This is a genomic window from Sorangium sp. So ce693 (assembly GCF_051521375.1).
Lineage (GTDB): Bacteria > Myxococcota_A > Polyangia > Polyangiales > Polyangiaceae > Sorangium > Sorangium atrum.
The window spans coordinates 479,848-495,355 of sequence record NZ_CP150347.1 but is presented as its reverse complement, the minus strand read 5'-3'; the positions used below and the strand labels follow the sequence as shown (position 1 = coordinate 495,355).

Sequence of the window (15,508 nt, the reverse complement as noted above, 5' to 3'; positions counted from 1 at the left end):
GTGTTCACGCGGCCGACGTCAGGTCGGCGGCGTCCCCTCGAACCGGTAGAAGAGGAACGGGTCGCCGTACTGGGCAGCGCTCCTCCCTTCGTAGTTCCACTCGTACTGGTTGACCCGCGCGAGCTCGATGTCGGTCATGTCTGTGTACGTCGACAGGACGAACGCCTCGCGCTCCTGGAACACCATGGCTCCGCGCATCGGAGCCTCTTCGTCAGCGACGATCGGGACCGCGAGGTACCAGACGTGCGGCTCGTCGCCGAACTCCGGCGCGACGATCGGCGGCACGAAGCTGTAGTCGGCCTGGTTGGCGAGGATGTTGTCCGCGCTCGCCCCGGCCGTGGGGTTGGTGGGGTCGGTGATCGTCTTCGCGCCGGTCAGCGTTCCCGCGGTGAGCCGCTTCTGCGGAGCGACGATGAGCTGCGTGCCCTCGAGGTAGCGCGGCGTCACGCCGTCGGGCTGGCAGACGGACTCGATGTACGCGTAGGCCTCGGCCAGATTGGCGGCGTTGAGGTCGAACGGCTCGTCGTTCGCGTTGAGCGTGAATAGGTTCGAGAAGGTCCCCGCGCCCGCGTTGAAGGGGTTGTAGGGGTGCGCGGTGCTGAAGAACGGCTGCCCGTCGTAGCACCGCTTGACCTTGCCGTTCTTGATGAGCTGGACGACCTGGCGCTGCGGGTGATACGCGCCCGCCTTGCCGATGTCGCTCGCCCACTGCGCAGCGATCTCGTACTGGTTGTCCTTGATCTGCCGCTTGGACAGCTTCAGGGCCTCGCCCCAGTATTCGTTGGTGATCGAGAACTGCTGCGAGACGAGGTCGGCGTAGATCCGGTTCGCGCCCTCCTGGCCCATGCTGTGGATGCGAGCCGTCGAGAGCTGCCACTCATAGATCTCGGTGAGCGTGTTGCTCGGCTGCGTCGAGGCGATCTTCTGCCACCAGAGGCGCTTGAGCACTCTGGTCCAGGCGCTCTGCACCCGGTGCTGGAGCTCGGTCTCGAAGGAGGTGATGAACTGCTGCGTGATCGCGCCCATGGCTCAGATCTCCATCCAGACGAAAGCGCCGAGGTCGCTGGAGGCGGTCGTGACGTCCAGGACCCTGTTGTTGGTGGCGACGTGGCCAGTCGCGAGCGTCGTCAGCGTCTGGTCGTCGAGCCAGTAGACGGTGCTCCCGCAGTTGGCCCTGGAGACCGCGTTGGGCGCGGCGTCGTTGAGGTAGCCGCGCATGAGCCGATTTCGGCCGAAGTCGATCGCGCCGAGGACCGCGCCGGCGGCGCCGCCCGTGTTGTCGTAGGTCTTCGGCGCGAAGCCGATCGGCTTGATCGTCGTGCTCGAAGTGATCGGCACCAGGTTGCCGGCCGTGTCGAACGCGACGGCCGCGCCCTGGTTGATCTTGGTGTTCGCCGCGAGGGGCACGCCCTCGAGGACGCGGCACGAGCGGAGCCGCTCGCCGACAGGTCCCGTCGTCGCGGACATGTTACTTCCCCCCCGTTGCGCCGAGCGGCGTCGAGCCCTCGGGCACGTTGCCCACGTGCGACATGACGAGCTCGCCGCCGCGGGCGCGCGCGATCGCCGGCCGCGCCGCCCGGCTCCCGAAGGCCCTCGTGAGGCCCTCCTGCTGGTCCCGCGGCAGGCGCGCCCGGGCGGCCTCGCGGCTCATGCCCAGCGCCCCCCCGCCGCGCCCGGCGCCCTCCCCCTGGGTCGCCGTACGCGCCGGGCCGCTGCTGCGCGCGAGCGGCTCCACGAGCCGCGCGAAGTCGTCGAACTCGGCGTCGGGGAGCTTCGCCGCGAGGTCGGCGATGTCCTTCGGCAGCCGCAGCTCCCGGAGGCGCTCCTCGCGGCTCCGCCGAGGAGCCTCGGTCCGCGCGCGGAAAGCCGTCAGGAGGGCCTCCACGGCGACGCTGGAGGCCTTGCCCCCGCCGGCGCGCTGGTAGGGCTTGTTGCCGCCGTCCGCGTCGCCCCCGCCCTCCCCCTCGCCGCCCGCAGCGGCCGCGGCCATGGGCCCGCTGGCCCCCTCCTCGTCCGTCTTGGCGGGCGCCCCTGCCCCGTCGGCTGCCGCCCCGCCCGAGCCCTCGCAGGCGGCGAGGATCTCCGCCAGCAGGGCCTTCACCTGATCAGGCTCGATGCTCTCGCTGGAGAGCAGGGCCTTGATCGCCGCGATCAACGTCGGATCCATTCGAGACCTCCCGCTCGAGCGGGTGCGTCCCGCGGCGAGCTGCACGCCCGCGCGGCTCATCGCGCGCGCGAGAATCCTTCCCCGGCTGCTCTGGCCGAGCTCCACGAGCAGCGGCGAGAGCGTCCACACGGCCTGCTCTTCCGCAGCTCTCGACGCCGGCTCGTAGCCGCCGAGAGGCGCGAGCAGGCAATGGAGCAGCTCGTGGACGATGGTCTCCTCGACCTCGGCCAGCTCCGCCGCGTCCGTCGGTGTCCGCACGAGGATCTCGGCGGTCCGGTTGTCGACGAGCCGGTAGCACAGTCCCCACACGGCCTGGCCGTCCTTGCGCGTCAGGTCGTCGACGTATTGAATCGACAGTTTCCAGTCGCGGAGGCCGAGCCTGGACTGCCACCAGCGCAGGCGCTGTTCGAGGTCAGGCAGCAGCAAGGTCCGCCTCCACGTCGTTCGCGGCCTGCTCTGCCAGCGTGATGAGCGCGCGCGCGGCGACGAGCGCGCCGCTTTCGCCGTAGTCCCGCCGCCACCGTGCGAGGATCCGCGCGGCGACGTCGTCCGGTTGCGCGTCGCCGTCGACGTCGCCGCGCACGGGCACCCCGAAGTCGGACAGGAGCTGTCGGGTATCCAGCGGTATCCCGTCGGCTGCCATGACCTCCCGGAGTGCCTTGATGGCGCCGGCGGCCTTGGTGAGCGTCTCCGCAACAGCCGCCATGTCCGCCGGCGGGCGCGTGTCCCACTCGACGCGCGTGGGCGTGCTGAGATACGAGCCGCCGAGGTAGCGCCACACCACGGGCTCGATCCCCTGCGTGCTGATGGTGTCGGCGAGCGCGATGCCGTCCGACTCGATGCGGTTGTAGAGCATCGTTTCGAACGTGTCGGAGTTGCTGAACCCGACGCCGCCCGTCTGCGTCACGATCTGCCCGACGAACGCGATCATGAACTCGAGGTTCGAGTGCTCGATGATCGCGTGGAACACCTCATGACCGCGGCCGTTGCTCTCGAGGAGCTTCACGTCGTATCCGCGCGTCATCCCGAAAACCGTGTTCACGCCCCATTGCATCACGGACTGGAACCACGATTGGCTCTGGTCCTCGCTGGCGCCCTGCGGCGAGACGGCCACGCGCGCGGGGTGCGCGAGCTTGCCCGCGTAGTTCTCGCGGTAGTTGATCGCATGCTCCTTCGCGATGAATGCGCGACCGGCTGCGTACCAGATACCGTTCTTCCAGGGCTCGTTGACGCCGCCGGGACGATGCAGCACCCAGCGCCCATTACCAGGCTCGATATCGAGGAGCCCCGCCGCCGACCGGTATTGCCAGCGGTCCTCGTCGTAGCGGTAGTAGAGCCACTGCGGATCGAGGCGCCGGAGCTGCGGCAGGTACATGCCGTCCTCCTGGACGAACTCCCCAATCCCGACTCCGCAGATCCCGCCGTCGGCGTCGAGCTGCGCGAGCTCGGCGGGCGGGAAGATGTGGTCGAAGACCCCGGGCTGCCCCTGCTCGCCGTCGAGCCAGCGCACGACCTCCGAGTGCCCGACGCAGCGCCGCGGCAGACGCACGAGCCCGCCGAACCTCGTATCCACCAGCCCGCGGACGACGGCATCCCGGGTCAGGGCGCCGCGCAGGCGCCCGACCTCGATCAGGTTGCCGCCGTCCGCGAGCTGCGACGCGACCGCGAGGTCGGCCTGGTACCACTCGACGACCGTGCGGGAGAGCGGCGCCAGGTTGCGGGCCCGGCGGCGCTTGCGCCGCGGCGCCTCGGCGACGCTCGCCGGCGCCGGCGTCGTCGGCTCGAGGAGGATCTCGGCAGCCTGACGCGCGGCCTGGCCGACGACCTGGCGGATGCGGGCGCGGAGGCTCATCGACGCCCTCCGCGGCCGCCGTACGGGTCGATCGCGCCGGCGTAGGGGCTGAGCCCTGGAGCAGGCGCCGCACGGCCGGCGTCGCCCCGCAGGGCGGCGTAGGAGCGGACCTCCGCCGCCGTCGGCTCCTTCACCAGCGGCCCGGCCTCCTCGCTCGTGACCGTCCGGGCCTCCCACACGGAGAGCTCGCAGGCGTTCCGGCGATCAGGCGATCGGCCGAGGATCTTCTTGAGGGCGTCGTTCGAGATCACCCGCCGGCGCCCGCCGCCGGCGTCGAAGGCCTTCGTGTGCCCGATCTCGCCCTGCAGCTTCCCGTCGGTGGGAATCGCGCCGCCCGCCTTGAGCCAGGCCGCGAAGCTGCACGCGACCTCGTCGCGGAGCTGGAAGTACTCGCGAGGCCGCCGCGCGGTGTTGGTGCCGTTGACACCGACGATCTCGATCTCGCCGGCGTACTGCTGGAGCGCCTTGCCCAGCCGCACCCCGGGCCCGTTCGAGTCGTAGACCACGAGCGGCGGGCGTTCGTGCGGGAGCCGATGCGCTCGCGCTGCGCTCATCACGTGCTCGGCGAGCTGCTCCTCGTCGCCGGCGTTCGAGATCGAGATGACCTCGAGGATCTTCTGCCCCCGCCTCGGGGCGATCGCGGCGTCGTCGCCCGTGAACGCGACGTCCACCCCGATCTGGAGCCGCCCCTCGGCGCGCGCGCTCTCCCAGCGCTGCTCGGCCGCCTCGATCACGTCGACGGGGACGAGCTGCCCCTCCTCGTACTTCGGGTCCTCCCCGCGCACGCGCACGGCGTAGAGGACGGAGTCCTTGCCCCACTCCTCGGCGCGCTCGTCGCACCACCGCCGCGTCGCGAGGCCCGGGATCACCACGCGCCCGGTGCGAGCGTTCGGCGTGTCCTCCGAGCTGATCTGGAACGTCTTGTAGAGCTTCTTCTTCGCCGGGTCGTGGCGGCTCGCGTAGAACTCCCCCGTCGTCCGCAGGGGATTGCCGATCATGAGCACCCGCACGCCGCCGGCGGCGTTGCCCTTCATCGCGTTGAAGACGCCGTCCGGGATGCCGGAGGCCTCGTCGTAGATGAAGAGCATGTTCGGGCCGCTTAGGCCCCCGATGGCGTCGACGTCGCGCGCCGTGTACCCGAAGATCTCGCGACCGTCCGGGTACCTGAGCCCGCGATGGGGCTCGACAGACAGCCACTCGGGATCACCGAGCGGCGAGCAGAACGGGCACGGGTCGGGGGTCTTGCCCTCTCGCAGCTCGACGGCGCGGCAGTCGGGGCAGCGCCCGGAGCGCTTGTAGAACCTCGTGACCTCGCGCCAGATCACGACGCGGATGTGCTCGGCCTTCGGCGCGAGGAGCACCACGCGCGCTTCGTCGAACGAGCTCGCGAACCAGTGCGCCGCCCCGGCCGCGAGCGAGCTCTTGCCGATCTTGTGGCCGGACACGACGCTGACCCACGCGCCGGCGGGCACGAGCGCGTCGAGGACCTCGGCCTGCTTGTCCCACGGCTCGAAGTTGAGCTGCTCCGCGCAGAAGCGGTTCGGGTCGCGCTGGTACTCGGGGCTCGGCCAGGTGCGGCGCACGCGCGCCGCGCGCCGCTGGACGACGCGCGTCTCGAGGTCGTCGAGCCAGGTGCCAGCAGCCGCGGAGCCCATCAGGCGGCGAGCTCCTTCGCGGCGGCTTCGGCCTTCCGCGCACGGAGGACCTCGAGGAGCCGCTCCGCAGCGCCCGGGAACGTGTCGACCGCCTCGAGCACGAGCTCGACGAAGGCCACGTAATCCGGGTGCTCGTGCAGCGGTGGGACCTTGGCGCCGTCGCCTCGGATCTTCGCCCGCAGCGTCTCCCACTGCCGCGCTTCCGCCTGGATCTCCCGCAGCGCCGACGGGGTGATGCTCGGGTCCTTGGCGGCGTCGATCGCGTTTCGGAGCGCACGGTCCGCCATCATCCCGACGCGCTCGAGCGAGCTCGCCGGCAGTCCATCGGGCCGCGGCTCCCGCTCTGACTCCGGTGGTTCTACATGAGGGCCTCTCGTGGGCTCGAGCTGGGTGGGGGCGGGCGCGGGCGCGCGCTGCGCCGCTCGCTGCACGTGGGATCGGTGCCGCTGGAGCGCGAGACGCGATACGCGGTGCTGGTCAGCGAGGGCGAGGATCGCCGCGTCCGGATCTGCCGCCTCGGCGGCTGCCGCATGCGCTGCGTCGATTGCCGCCCGCCGGTCGGCGGGGAGACGGCAGATCGTGCAGCGCTCGGTCGTCACCCAGCGAAGGTGAGCGATCTGGATATGCAGTGATGCATAATCGCTCTGCGCGGCCCTCGATTATGCAGTTCCGGCGGCGCCGAGAACGCTGGACGCGGGACGCGCCCAGGCCTCGAGCGGGATACCGTAGGCGCGACGACAGGCGTCGCGGTCCTCGTAGCTGCGCGGAGCCGATTTGCCGGTCTCCCAGCGCGAGACGGTGCCTTGGTTGACCCCGAGCCTCCTCGCCTTCTCGGCCTGCGTCCCGGGGGCCTTCTGGAGCAGCACGCTCCCCTCGCTGCGCATCGATCGGATATGCAGTCGGGAGCTATGCAGTGCTGCATAAACTCCCGACGTCGCGCGGCCCGTGCGCGAAAAAATGGCCACTCCGTCGCCCGGCGCCCCCTCTATTACTGTTACAGCGGAATTCATGAGCTCTCCTGCCGGGTGGCGGCTCACCATTGGCACTTATGAGAATGTGAGTTCTCGAAAGCTTGAGTCGCGTCCGCCGGCGGCTCGCACCGGAACGCGATGTGGCCGTGCTTGATGCGCGGCTCGGGCCGGTCGAAGTCGGGCTGATCGAGTCGCACGGTCACGGGCCACACAGAGATGTCGGCCTTGGCCATGGCCTCTCGGAAGCGACGGAGGAACGTGCGAACGGGGGACTGCTCAGGCGTCATCTCGGGTGGCCTCCCCGTCGTGCTCCGCCGCGCCGAGGCACACGATCTCGCCGTGCTCCGTCGCGACCGCCATGAACGGCTGCTCCACGCCGATGAGCCGCTCGAGCTGCGGCGGCTCCGCCCGGAGCTCCGCCTCATCGATGCCCAGCCTCGCGGCGATCTTCTCGGCCGCGTCCCGCATGCCGCTCCCCTCGAGCGCCCTCTCGTAGTCGCTCTGCCACCCGGCGGAGATCCACTCTCCCTCGCGCCAGACGTCGCGCAGCGCCGCCACCACTTCACCGCGGCCCAGCGCGACCGCCTGGGGCGCCGCGACGCGGCCCTCGTCAGGCGTCATCGGCCGGCGCTCCTTCCGCGCGGAGCTCCGCCTCGTCCACGCCCAGGCTGGCAGCGATCTTCTCCGCAGCGTCCTTCATCCCGAACCCCACCTGCGCGAGCTCGACGTGCTGATCCCCGTAGGCGGCCAGAGCCTCCCCCTCGCGCCATGCCTCGCGGAGGGCGGCGATCACCGCGGAGCTCTCCAACGTGACCGGCTGGCGCCCGAGCTCCTCCAGGTCGACGTCCACCTCGTCCTCGGCGAGGCCTGCGGCGGCGCGAAGCTGCGCGAGCGTCCGCACGCGACGCAAGGCGATGGCCAAGACGGCGGCTGCGAGGAGCGCCGCCACGTACAGCGTGATGAGCAGCGACCTCGTGTCCGAGACCAGGACCGCGCCGATCGACGAGGCGCCAGCGCTCCAGATGATTGCGGTGAGCCTGCTCGCGGCCCGGTCGTACACCTCGTCCTTCGCGACGTCGTACTCGAGCTCCGTCATGTCGCCCTCGCTGCGGCCACGAGCTCGAGGAACGTCGACCAGGGGAAGCTCGGGCCCGGGTCCCAGTGGTCGCTCTTGCGGAACGCACGGCTCGCGTCGACGTGCCCCGTGATGCCCCTCGCGCCGCCGGCGAGGTCCTCCGGCGAGAGCTTGCAGATCGGGATCTGATGCCTGCGGCAGATGCCCGCGGTGAGCTCGGCCGCGCGCGCGAGGAGCCCGCCGGCGAGCCACTCCGAGACGCTCTGGCGCGCGGAGCCGCAGAGCTCGATCTGGATGCCGGTGCGGTTGGCGCCCGGCGCAGCCCAGGCCACGTCGTCCTCAGCGACGCACGCGATCACCTCGTCGTCGTCTACGACGTAGTGGGCAGAGGCCTGCGGCGCGGCGCCCCCGCCGAACCAGCGCGCGACGGCTCGCGCCGCGCCGCGGCCACGCGCGCCCTCAGTCGAGTGCAGCACGACCAGGTCCGCGACGGCGCGCGACGCAGGGGTGTAGTTCCGCGCCGGGATCCACGTCTGCGGCGGGGCCGGCGCGGCGGTTGGCGGCGCCGGCGGCGCGAACGGCTGGCCCGCCAGGACCACGCCGGGCTGCCTCACGCCGAGGAGCGCGCCGTCCCACGAGACCAGCGGCGCGAGCAGCGGATCGCGGAGCACATCAGCGAGGTCCGCCTCGCGGCCATCGAGACGGCACCGCCGGCGCGGGCACTGCCACGCCTGCGAGTAGTCCGTGTGGTCGAGGTTGTGGCCGAGCCCGAGGCTCTGCCACGGGCGGCCGTCGGGCCGCATCCACCCGTAGTTCGCTGCGCGCTGAGCCGTAGCTCCTGGATGAAGCACCCAGTGCTTCCAGGCCCCCTGCGAGACGAGGCCTGAGCACGCGATCACCGCGTCGATGTCGCGTGAGCGCGCGATCATGGTCGCCGTGGTCGCCATCGTCGCGTCGGGCGCCCGCGGGCCGACGTAGATGCGCACCGCGGCCTGCTGGTGGGCCAGAGCGACGAGGCGCGGCGTCGGCAGGATGCAGCCCAAGAGATCGGCGATCTGCTGGGCGGTGCGCGCGGTCACGTTGACGCGCACCCCCTCGACCTTCAGCGCGTCCTCCGGCAGGTCGACCTCGAGGACGTGCGCGCGATCGGTCACCCGGATCGTCGCCCACCGGATGGGATCGTGACGGCCGAGCCGCACCTCCTCGAGGATCTCCGCCCCTCGTGCGGCGCCGGCGGTGTCGGGCAGCCAGGAGAGCGGCGCGCTCATCGGGCCGCCTCGCGCGCCGCGCGCTCGGCGAGGTCCTCGTCGACCGCCTCGTCGACGACCCGCACCGCGGCACGGAACGCCTCGCGCACCGAGCGCACGCAGGCGACCCGCTGCGCGCTCTCCGTGGCGAGCTCCACGCACGCGCGCTGCGCGCTCGGATACGAGACCACGACGGCGGCGCTGACGGCCTCCGCCGGAGGCACGTCGAGGGGCGTAGCGGCATCGGGCAGGCCCGTGCAGCCCGCGCAGACCAGCGCGAGCACGAGCAGGGCCGAGAGGGCCATCAGCGCCTCCAGGCCAGGTACACGAGCGCGCCGAAGCCGCCCAAGGTCAGGAGCACCGGCACGAGGGCCTCGATCACGGCGCATCACGAGCTCGGGTCCACCAGGTGAGCGAGCCCCCGGAGGACGCGGCCGCAGACAGCACGCACCCGCGAGGGCTTGGGCGCCAAGGCGCGCTCGACCTCGCTGTTGACCAGGCGCTGCGCGACGATCGCCGCCTGGGCCACGATCGCGAGCGCGACCCCCTCCATCGCCGCTCTGGCCTGCTTATTGAAGTTGATGTCGACCACTTCGCGCAACGGGAGGGTCTTCCCCTGCTCGTCTTGCCCCGACTGCCACTCGGCCCATCTCGCGATGGCGTCATCAAGCACGCTGGAAGTCACGTTGATCTACCTCTCTCCGGCGCATCCGCCGGCCTATTGCCAATTCACTCGCGCACGCGCGAGAGCCTCGCTCTCGATGCGGCGCACCTCGTCTACGCTCACCCCGAGCACCGCGGCCACCTCGCCGGCGCTCGCACCCCCGCGGTCCGCGACGTCGAGCGCGCAGCTCGTCGGCAGGTCCGGCGCGGCTAGCTCGGGCCCGAGGTGGTGGACGCACCGGACGTGCGGACACGGCCGCTGCCCGTCGATGCAGTCGCCGCGCGTGAGCGGCAGTCGCCGCCGCGCGCTCATTTCGTGATCAGCGCCAGAGAGCGATAGGAGATCGAACGCTGGAACCTGAAGAGCTCCGCGCCGAGCTCCCGCTTCACCTTCTCATTATCGAGCCTCACCTGAGTGACGCTGGTCAGCGCGATCCGACCGTCGTATTGCGCCTCTCCGGGGTGCTCATCGAAGTAGGCCATGAGCACGGATTTCGCGGCCTCTTTGACTGCCTCTGCCCGCTTCTCCTGCAGCGTCGCTTCGACCCACGCGTCCGCTGCCTCCTTCACGCTCTGGAACTTGATCTCCATGCGATCCTCCGGCTCACTTGAGCCGCAACAACTCGGCTGCTCTGCGCTGCACGTCCTCGCCGCGGCGGTCGTACTGCTGAGTGGTGGTTACCTGCGCGTGCCCCGCCATCCGCTGCACCGTGAATGGGTCGGCTCCCCGCTCGAGCAGCTGCGTGATGAACGTGCGGCGGACGTCGTGCGGGCTGAAGCGCTCGACGCCGGCGGCCGCGGCGAGGCGCTGCAGGATGTCGAGCACCGCCTGGTCGGTGAGCCGGCGCGCCCCGATGCGATCGAGCCGGTCGATCGGCAAGAACAGCGCCGGGTGCGCGACGTGCGCGCGCGACGCGAGCCAGGCGTCGAGGGCGGCCGCGGCGCCTCCGAGGAAGGCCCGCCGCTCCTTGCCTCCCTTGCCGGCCACCTTCAGCGCCGCCTCGCCGGCGACGTAGTCCTCGCAGTCGAGTGCCACGACCTCCGCGCGGCGGAGCCCGCACCCATAGAGCAGCCTGACGAGGGCCGCGTTGCGCGCTCCAGCTCGGGAGCGGCGGTCGCACGCTCCGAGCAGCGCGAGGACCTCCGCCTCGCGCAGCGCGCGGCCGCGCGGCAGCCGCTCGCCGCGCGCAGGCTTCAGGTCGCACGCGGCGGCGCAATCCTCGGCCGACATCAGCCCGAGCCGGCGCGCCTCGCGGAGCACCCCGCGGAGCGCCGCGAGCGCCCGGTTCACTGTCGCGGGCGCATACCGCGCGACGAGCGCCGCGCGGACGGCCTGGGTGTGCTGGTAACGCAGGAGGTGCCAGGGCACGGAGTCGGCGTCGAGCGCGCCGTTATCGGCGCCGGCGCTGAGCTCCGAGGCGATCGCGTCGAGCGCGCCCCGCATCGCCCGGCGGCCCTTCTGGGTCGTCAGCGAGGCGAGGTAGACGAGGTGCGGCTGGCGGTCGCGCCGGAGCTGCTCGACGGGCACGAGCTCCACCGCGGCGACACGGCAGAGGACCTCGGCTGTTGCGGTCTCGTCGGTCGGCACAGGCCGCACGATGCGCGCTCACCCGCCGCGCTGACGAGGTGCATCCAGGTACACGAGGGACGATTTATTCCCCTATGTTTCTCGGCCTTTTTGTGACCCAAGTACACTTGGGTACACGCAATGCACGCCGGTGCACGATCCAGCGCTCGGCGGACGGCTAAGCCGCGCGCCCTCGGCCGACACGTGGCCGCTGGATGATGCGCCCGCGCGCGCGCTCCGCGAGCCGCTCGAGATCGAACGCGCGAGCAGGGCGGACCTGCCGCGCGAGCCAATCGCCCATCACGACCTCGTACGTGAACGGCTCGTCCCAGGCGTTGTAGAACACCAGCAACGGATCGATGTTCCGCCGGCTCGCCTTATAGACCATGCGCCATTGCGACGGCTGGAGGCCAGCGTGGGCCGTCATCGCCTTCCACCCGACGAGCTTGCGCTGGCGCGTCTCCGCCGGGTCGGTCGTGTCGACAGGTCGCCACACAGGCTGGCCCATTGCGTCGAGCCGGGCGATCGCTTCGACCACCGGCCCTTGGGGGCCCACCACCACGCGCAGGCCAGCGTCGCAATCGACCCATTCGACGCGGGGTTGTCGCCCTGCGATCTCTCCGGCGGGGCTCGAAACCAACGGGCGGGAGTGCGCAGGGTGTGACTCTGACACGATCGCTTAGTGTACAGAGCATTGCGGCCGCGCGTCAGGATTTGCCAGAACATAGGACACAAAATGTCCCTACGCGAGAGTGTGCGCCGGGGTGGGCGGTGAAAAGGGAGTCAGCGGGTCGTCTGCCGCACAGCGCGCGGCGGGCGGCCGACGCCGGCGTCGTGAGGGAGGCGACCCCTGGCCTCGGCGAATCGCTCACGGGCGCGGTGTCGGGCCAGGGCGGCGGCGGCAGCCGAGCGCGCCTCCCGGAGCCTGGCCCATGCCGTCTGTGGCGCGACACCCGTCATCGCCCCAATCTCCTCGATGGAGCGCCCTTCCGCAGCGGCCACGAGCAAGAGCTGCTGCACGGCGGCGAGCTCGCCGAGGGCCGCGACCTCCGCCCGGCGCTCGAGCCGGACGTCGGCGCCCGGCGCCGGCTCGGCGAGGTCGTCGGGGAGCAGCTCGACGCGGCGGCGAGCTGATCTCCGGCGGTGGTCTCTCGCCTGGCGCCGCGCGATCCCCCTGAGCCAGCACCGGAGCGCAGCCCCGGCTCTCAGCCCGGCGACGGGCGCGAACCGCCCTCCCTGCAGCACGCGCCACGCTCCGAGGCACACCTCCTGCGCAACATCGTCGATGTCATGCGCGGCGACACCCGATCGTCGGAGCGCTGCACGGATCACCGCGCGCTCCTTCCAGACAGCTTGGAATTCATCGTCCATGTCCCCCCTCCACGGACGCCGCTGCAATGCGTCGCCGTCAGCTGCTCGCCGCGCGCGCCACGTCGATAGCCCGTTGCACGGCGGCCTCCCTCGTCCGGCAACGCTCGCACTCGCCGCACGAACATCCGTCCTTGAGCTGCTCGCAGCGCGCCCTGATGTCGTCGGCGACCGCGCGCTGCCATTCTCGACCGTTCAGACGGCCCGCCATGAACGTCGCGCAGGACAGGACCTGCGCCTGCGCAACCAGGGTCAATGCGAGCGCATGAGCGACGGCGAGCCTCCCGACCAGCTCGGGATCGATCCGCCTCGCTCCCTCCTTCGCGCCAAATTCGGGATCCTCGCCGAGGGCGCTGCACGCGCGCGCCGCGGCCGCCGAGGCCTGCTCGAGCAGCCCCGCGAACTCCCTGCACGCAGCTTCGGTTTCGCTCTTCATGTCCTCTCCATGCCGTCTCCGCCTCAGGCAGCGGAGGCGTCTGCCTTTGCGTCAGCGCCGAGCTCCTGCAGCTCGTCTCTCGCCATCCCATCCAGCCGCTCCAGCAGGCTCCGCAGCTCCGGCGGGGGCGGTATCTCCCCCTCCGCTCGCCGCGCCGGCGGAGCTCCAGCGAACCGCGGCCCCACCTGGTGCTCCTCGGGCCGCGTCTTCGCGAGGCGTTGCTCGCGGTCCATCCGCTCGTGCCACGGCGTGCGGTAGTCACGCAGGCGCGCGTGGATCAGGTCGAGCCGGTGCCGGCGATCCGCGTGCTCGTTCTCGCGCAGGAACCGTTTCACCCAGAACTGAACCAGCTCGATCCACGCGCTCTCACCCGCCTCGCCGACGCTCGGTGCGCCCTCGAGCACCCGGCGCGCCTTGGCGACGAGCCGCCCGGCCGACGCGCGGTCGGCGCCGTCCGGGTCTTCGCAGTACGCGCCGTAGCGCCGGGACCAGGCCTGGGCGTAGACGTCCAGCACCAGCGCCGCCTCGGCCGGCGAGGCCTCCGGCAGCTCGGCGGCGGCCGGGGCCGACCGACCGATCGGCCCCGTCAGCACGCAGCCGGCGAGGAAGGCCTTGAGCACCTTCGGCGGGCGCTGGTCGACGGCCTGCTTCAGCGCGGCTTCCCGGATGGCCCGCAGCGCCCGCTCGAGTGTCTGATGGCCGTCGTCGACCGCTTCCCCAAGCGCCACGGCAAACGCCGGCTCCGCCACCTCGCGCAACGCCGGGCGGGCTTGGAGCTCGGCCAGGATGGCCTCCGCCGACGGCGAGAGGGTTGAGGCTCCGCCGTCCGCCGCCGGCGGCGCACCGCTGCTCTCCCCTTCCCCTCCCCGATCCTCTCCCCCTCCCGCTCGATCGTGCGCGCGCGCCCCCCCGCATTGCGCTCTCGAGAGTTCCTTTTCCTGATCCTGATCATTTTCCTGATCCTGATCCTGATCCTGGTTCGGCGAACCGTTCACGGAACCGTTGCGCAACGGTTCCGTGAACGGTTCCGTGAACCGTTGCGGCAACGGTATGGGCACGCCGTCGAAGGCGCGGACGAACGCGTCGCGGAAGCTCTCGGGGCGGGTCATGAGGTGGGCGATGATGGGCTCCAACCCATCGAATTTTAAGGAACATTCCGGCAGCTCGTCCCAGTGGCCGCGGTAGGAGAGGACCGTGTTCGGGTTCGCCGGCGCGTTGTGGCGCACCGCCTTCGGCAGGAACACGACGCACGCGTTCCAGTCGGCCGTCGCCATGCCGAGCTCCTCGAGCTCGGCGAACGCCGCGTCGAACTTCTCGACCGTCCACCGGAGCGCTTCGGCAATCTGCGCGCGCCCCGCGGCAACGAGCCCCGGAAGGGTTGTCACGACCGGGCCGGTCAGCAGGTACTGCCACAGGAGCTTGCCTTGATCGCTCAGCAACCGGAACTTCTGGTCGCCCCACATCGAGACCCAGACGATGCGGTACCGTCCGCCGTTGGTCCGGTGACGCTCCAGCGCCGACGAGCGACGCCGGCGCGCACCGGAGCCCCCTGCGCGGCTCAGTCGCCCGCCGCCGCCCCTGGCGTCGTCACGCTTCTTGGCGACCGACCGCTCGCCGCTGTCCCGCCCGCTGGGGCCGCGGCGCACGTCTCGGTGTGCGCTCGCTGTCTCGTCGCTCATCTCTGCCTCTCCGTGCCCACGTGTGCCCGCGCCAATGCCGCACCTCCGCCCGTCCCTCCGAACAGAGCACCGCGAGCGCGGGACCCGCGCGACGCCAGGGCAGCCCAGCGCGCTCCACGGCAAGGCTCTCCAGGACCCAGCCCCCGTCGGCCGGGAGCTCGGCGAGCATCCGCTCGACGTCGGAGACTGGGCCCGCCGCGCGCGCTGGCGCTGGCTCCGTGCCGTCAGGCGCGCGGCGGGCCCCGGACGTCATGCCGCCGCGCCCTCGGAGCGGTCTGGACCGCGCTGAGCTCGCGCGAGCGGCGCGGCGGGCGTCGCGTCCCGGATCGCGGCCAGCACCGACGTGTGATTGCGGCCGCAGAGTCGACCGATCTCAATGGACGACATGTGGTAGCGCTCCGCGAGGATCGACCACAGGCGACGGCGAGCGGCGTGCAGCGCCCGGCCCCGCTGCTGGCCCAGCACCTCGATCGCCTTGACCCCGTGGTCACGGGCCACCGCTCGCACGAGCGGCATGAGCCCGCGCTGCCGCAGCTCCCGGACGAGCTGGTGTTCGCCGCTCATGACGATGCCCCTCCGCGCCGGTCAGGGCGCCGCCGTGTCGGCCATTCCTGCTCCACGACGGCACAGAGCGCCGCACGGTCGAAGAGCTCGGCGTTCGCCTCGCGCCGCCCCCGGGCCCACGTCGCGAACGCCTCCGCAGCGTGCCTGACGAGCCGAGGGCTCGCCTCGATCACGTCGGCCCACCGGGCGATCACTTCCGCCTCAAGGGATCCCCCGGGAGCGCCGGCGGCGAGTCGCTGCAGGAGGTAACGCCCTGAACCTGCC

General features: G+C 71.7%; 20 protein-coding genes. 2 read left to right on the top strand and 18 right to left on the bottom strand.

Annotation, left to right across the window (positions count from 1 at the left end):
* Positions 1-18: 18 nt before the first annotated feature.
* Genes WMF14_RS01965 through WMF14_RS01940 form a run of 6 tightly spaced genes read right to left on the bottom strand, consistent with a single transcriptional unit; the run spans position 19 to position 5,964 of the window.
* A complete protein-coding gene (locus tag WMF14_RS01965) occupies positions 19-1,026 on the bottom strand; it encodes a Mu-like prophage major head subunit gpT family protein (RefSeq protein WP_437798495.1) in 1,008 nt (335 codons plus the stop codon).
* Positions 1,027-1,029: 3 nt separating this feature from the next.
* Complete coding sequence (locus tag WMF14_RS01960) at positions 1,030-1,467, bottom strand: hypothetical protein (RefSeq protein WP_437798494.1); 438 nt, start codon at positions 1,465-1,467, stop codon at positions 1,030-1,032.
* Between the two features lies 1 nt (position 1,468).
* The gene (locus tag WMF14_RS01955) at positions 1,469-2,593 is read right to left on the bottom strand and encodes a hypothetical protein (RefSeq protein WP_437798493.1); all 1,125 of its coding nucleotides are present in this window, start codon (positions 2,591-2,593) and stop codon (positions 1,469-1,471) included.
* Complete coding sequence (locus WMF14_RS01950) at positions 2,580-4,019, bottom strand: phage portal protein family protein (protein ID WP_437798492.1); 1,440 nt, start codon at positions 4,017-4,019, stop codon at positions 2,580-2,582. Before WMF14_RS01950 ends, WMF14_RS01955 begins: the two co-directional genes overlap by 14 nt.
* The gene (locus WMF14_RS01945) at positions 4,016-5,674 is read right to left on the bottom strand and encodes a hypothetical protein (protein ID WP_437798491.1); all 1,659 of its coding nucleotides are present in this window, start codon (positions 5,672-5,674) and stop codon (positions 4,016-4,018) included. Before WMF14_RS01945 ends, WMF14_RS01950 begins: the two co-directional genes overlap by 4 nt.
* Complete coding sequence (locus WMF14_RS01940; RefSeq protein WP_437798490.1) at positions 5,674-5,964, bottom strand: hypothetical protein; 291 nt, start codon at positions 5,962-5,964, stop codon at positions 5,674-5,676. Before WMF14_RS01940 ends, WMF14_RS01945 begins: the two co-directional genes overlap by 1 nt.
* A gap of 72 nt (positions 5,965-6,036) precedes the next feature.
* On the opposite strand from WMF14_RS01940, the gene WMF14_RS01935 reads away from it, so the two are divergent.
* On the top strand, positions 6,037-6,306 hold the full coding sequence (locus WMF14_RS01935; protein WP_437798489.1) for a hypothetical protein: 270 nt from the start codon (positions 6,037-6,039) through the stop codon (positions 6,304-6,306).
* 27 nt (positions 6,307-6,333) lie between these two features.
* Here WMF14_RS01935 and WMF14_RS01930 read toward each other — a convergent pair whose 3' ends face one another.
* The 9 genes from WMF14_RS01930 to WMF14_RS01890 form a co-directional block, all read right to left on the bottom strand.
* The gene (locus tag WMF14_RS01930; RefSeq protein ID WP_437798488.1) at positions 6,334-6,558 is read right to left on the bottom strand and encodes a helix-turn-helix transcriptional regulator; all 225 of its coding nucleotides are present in this window, start codon (positions 6,556-6,558) and stop codon (positions 6,334-6,336) included.
* Positions 6,559-6,921: 363 nt separating this feature from the next.
* A complete protein-coding gene (locus tag WMF14_RS01925) occupies positions 6,922-7,266 on the bottom strand; it encodes a hypothetical protein (protein WP_437798487.1) in 345 nt (114 codons plus the stop codon).
* Positions 7,256-7,741 carry a hypothetical protein gene (locus WMF14_RS01920; RefSeq protein ID WP_437798486.1) on the bottom strand — a complete coding sequence of 162 codons (486 nt, stop codon included), beginning with the start codon at positions 7,739-7,741 and terminating at the stop codon, positions 7,256-7,258. Before WMF14_RS01920 ends, WMF14_RS01925 begins: the two co-directional genes overlap by 11 nt.
* Positions 7,738-8,988, bottom strand: a complete 1,251-nt coding sequence (locus WMF14_RS01915) for an N-acetylmuramoyl-L-alanine amidase (protein ID WP_437798485.1) — start codon at positions 8,986-8,988, stop codon at positions 7,738-7,740. Before WMF14_RS01915 ends, WMF14_RS01920 begins: the two co-directional genes overlap by 4 nt.
* Positions 8,985-9,272: a hypothetical protein gene (locus tag WMF14_RS01910; RefSeq protein ID WP_437798484.1), complete on the bottom strand. Its 288-nt coding sequence runs from the start codon at positions 9,270-9,272 to the stop codon at positions 8,985-8,987. Before WMF14_RS01910 ends, WMF14_RS01915 begins: the two co-directional genes overlap by 4 nt.
* 83 nt (positions 9,273-9,355) lie before the next feature.
* Positions 9,356-9,640: a hypothetical protein gene (locus WMF14_RS01905; RefSeq protein WP_437798483.1), complete on the bottom strand. Its 285-nt coding sequence runs from the start codon at positions 9,638-9,640 to the stop codon at positions 9,356-9,358.
* Between the two features lie 299 nt (positions 9,641-9,939).
* Complete coding sequence (locus tag WMF14_RS01900; RefSeq protein ID WP_437798482.1) at positions 9,940-10,221, bottom strand: hypothetical protein; 282 nt, start codon at positions 10,219-10,221, stop codon at positions 9,940-9,942.
* Positions 10,222-10,234: 13 nt separating this feature from the next.
* Entirely contained in the window at positions 10,235-11,218 is a 984-nt protein-coding gene (locus WMF14_RS01895) for a tyrosine-type recombinase/integrase (RefSeq protein ID WP_437798481.1), read from the bottom strand.
* 157 nt (positions 11,219-11,375) lie between these two features.
* Complete coding sequence (locus WMF14_RS01890; protein ID WP_437798480.1) at positions 11,376-11,759, bottom strand: hypothetical protein; 384 nt, start codon at positions 11,757-11,759, stop codon at positions 11,376-11,378.
* 209 nt (positions 11,760-11,968) lie between these two features.
* On the opposite strand from WMF14_RS01890, the gene WMF14_RS01885 reads away from it, so the two are divergent.
* Positions 11,969-12,331, top strand: a complete 363-nt coding sequence (locus WMF14_RS01885; RefSeq protein WP_437798479.1) for a hypothetical protein — start codon at positions 11,969-11,971, stop codon at positions 12,329-12,331.
* Positions 12,332-12,605: 274 nt separating this feature from the next.
* Here the strand turns inward: WMF14_RS01885 and WMF14_RS01880 are convergent, their stop codons facing one another.
* The 3 genes from WMF14_RS01880 to WMF14_RS01870 all read right to left on the bottom strand — a co-directional run bounded on the left by WMF14_RS01880 (position 12,606) and on the right by WMF14_RS01870 (position 15,244).
* Complete coding sequence (locus WMF14_RS01880) at positions 12,606-13,001, bottom strand: hypothetical protein (RefSeq protein ID WP_437798478.1); 396 nt, start codon at positions 12,999-13,001, stop codon at positions 12,606-12,608.
* 23 nt (positions 13,002-13,024) lie between these two features.
* Positions 13,025-14,680: a hypothetical protein gene (locus WMF14_RS01875; protein WP_437798477.1), complete on the bottom strand. Its 1,656-nt coding sequence runs from the start codon at positions 14,678-14,680 to the stop codon at positions 13,025-13,027.
* 249 nt (positions 14,681-14,929) lie between these two features.
* Positions 14,930-15,244: a helix-turn-helix domain-containing protein gene (locus WMF14_RS01870; protein ID WP_437798476.1), complete on the bottom strand. Its 315-nt coding sequence runs from the start codon at positions 15,242-15,244 to the stop codon at positions 14,930-14,932.
* Positions 15,245-15,508: the final 264 nt, after the last annotated feature.

What these genes read in the sequence shown, in the direction of transcription:
- WMF14_RS01965 (WP_437798495.1), bottom strand. Translation starts at nt 1,026, where the DNA reads ATGGGCGCGATCACGCAGCAGTTCATCACCTCCTTCGAGACCGAGCTC.
- WMF14_RS01960 (WP_437798494.1), bottom strand. Translation starts at nt 1,467, where the DNA reads ATGTCCGCGACGACGGGACCTGTCGGCGAGCGGCTCCGCTCGTGCCGC.
- WMF14_RS01950 (WP_437798492.1), bottom strand. Translation starts at nt 4,019, where the DNA reads ATGAGCCTCCGCGCCCGCATCCGCCAGGTCGTCGGCCAGGCCGCGCGT.
- WMF14_RS01945 (WP_437798491.1), bottom strand. Translation starts at nt 5,674, where the DNA reads ATGGGCTCCGCGGCTGCTGGCACCTGGCTCGACGACCTCGAGACGCGC.
- WMF14_RS01940 (WP_437798490.1), bottom strand. Translation starts at nt 5,964, where the DNA reads ATGATGGCGGACCGTGCGCTCCGAAACGCGATCGACGCCGCCAAGGAC.
- WMF14_RS01935 (WP_437798489.1), top strand. Translation starts at nt 6,037, where the DNA reads ATGAGGGCCTCTCGTGGGCTCGAGCTGGGTGGGGGCGGGCGCGGGCGC.
- WMF14_RS01930 (WP_437798488.1), bottom strand. Translation starts at nt 6,558, where the DNA reads ATGCGCAGCGAGGGGAGCGTGCTGCTCCAGAAGGCCCCCGGGACGCAG.
- WMF14_RS01925 (WP_437798487.1), bottom strand. Translation starts at nt 7,266, where the DNA reads ATGACGCCTGACGAGGGCCGCGTCGCGGCGCCCCAGGCGGTCGCGCTG.
- WMF14_RS01920 (WP_437798486.1), bottom strand. Translation starts at nt 7,741, where the DNA reads ATGACGGAGCTCGAGTACGACGTCGCGAAGGACGAGGTGTACGACCGG.
- WMF14_RS01915 (WP_437798485.1), bottom strand. Translation starts at nt 8,988, where the DNA reads ATGAGCGCGCCGCTCTCCTGGCTGCCCGACACCGCCGGCGCCGCACGA.
- WMF14_RS01910 (WP_437798484.1), bottom strand. Translation starts at nt 9,272, where the DNA reads ATGGCCCTCTCGGCCCTGCTCGTGCTCGCGCTGGTCTGCGCGGGCTGC.
- WMF14_RS01900 (WP_437798482.1), bottom strand. Translation starts at nt 10,221, where the DNA reads ATGGAGATCAAGTTCCAGAGCGTGAAGGAGGCAGCGGACGCGTGGGTC.
- WMF14_RS01880 (WP_437798478.1), bottom strand. Translation starts at nt 13,001, where the DNA reads ATGAAGAGCGAAACCGAAGCTGCGTGCAGGGAGTTCGCGGGGCTGCTC.
- WMF14_RS01875 (WP_437798477.1), bottom strand. Translation starts at nt 14,680, where the DNA reads ATGAGCGACGAGACAGCGAGCGCACACCGAGACGTGCGCCGCGGCCCC.
- WMF14_RS01870 (WP_437798476.1), bottom strand. Translation starts at nt 15,244, where the DNA reads ATGAGCGGCGAACACCAGCTCGTCCGGGAGCTGCGGCAGCGCGGGCTC.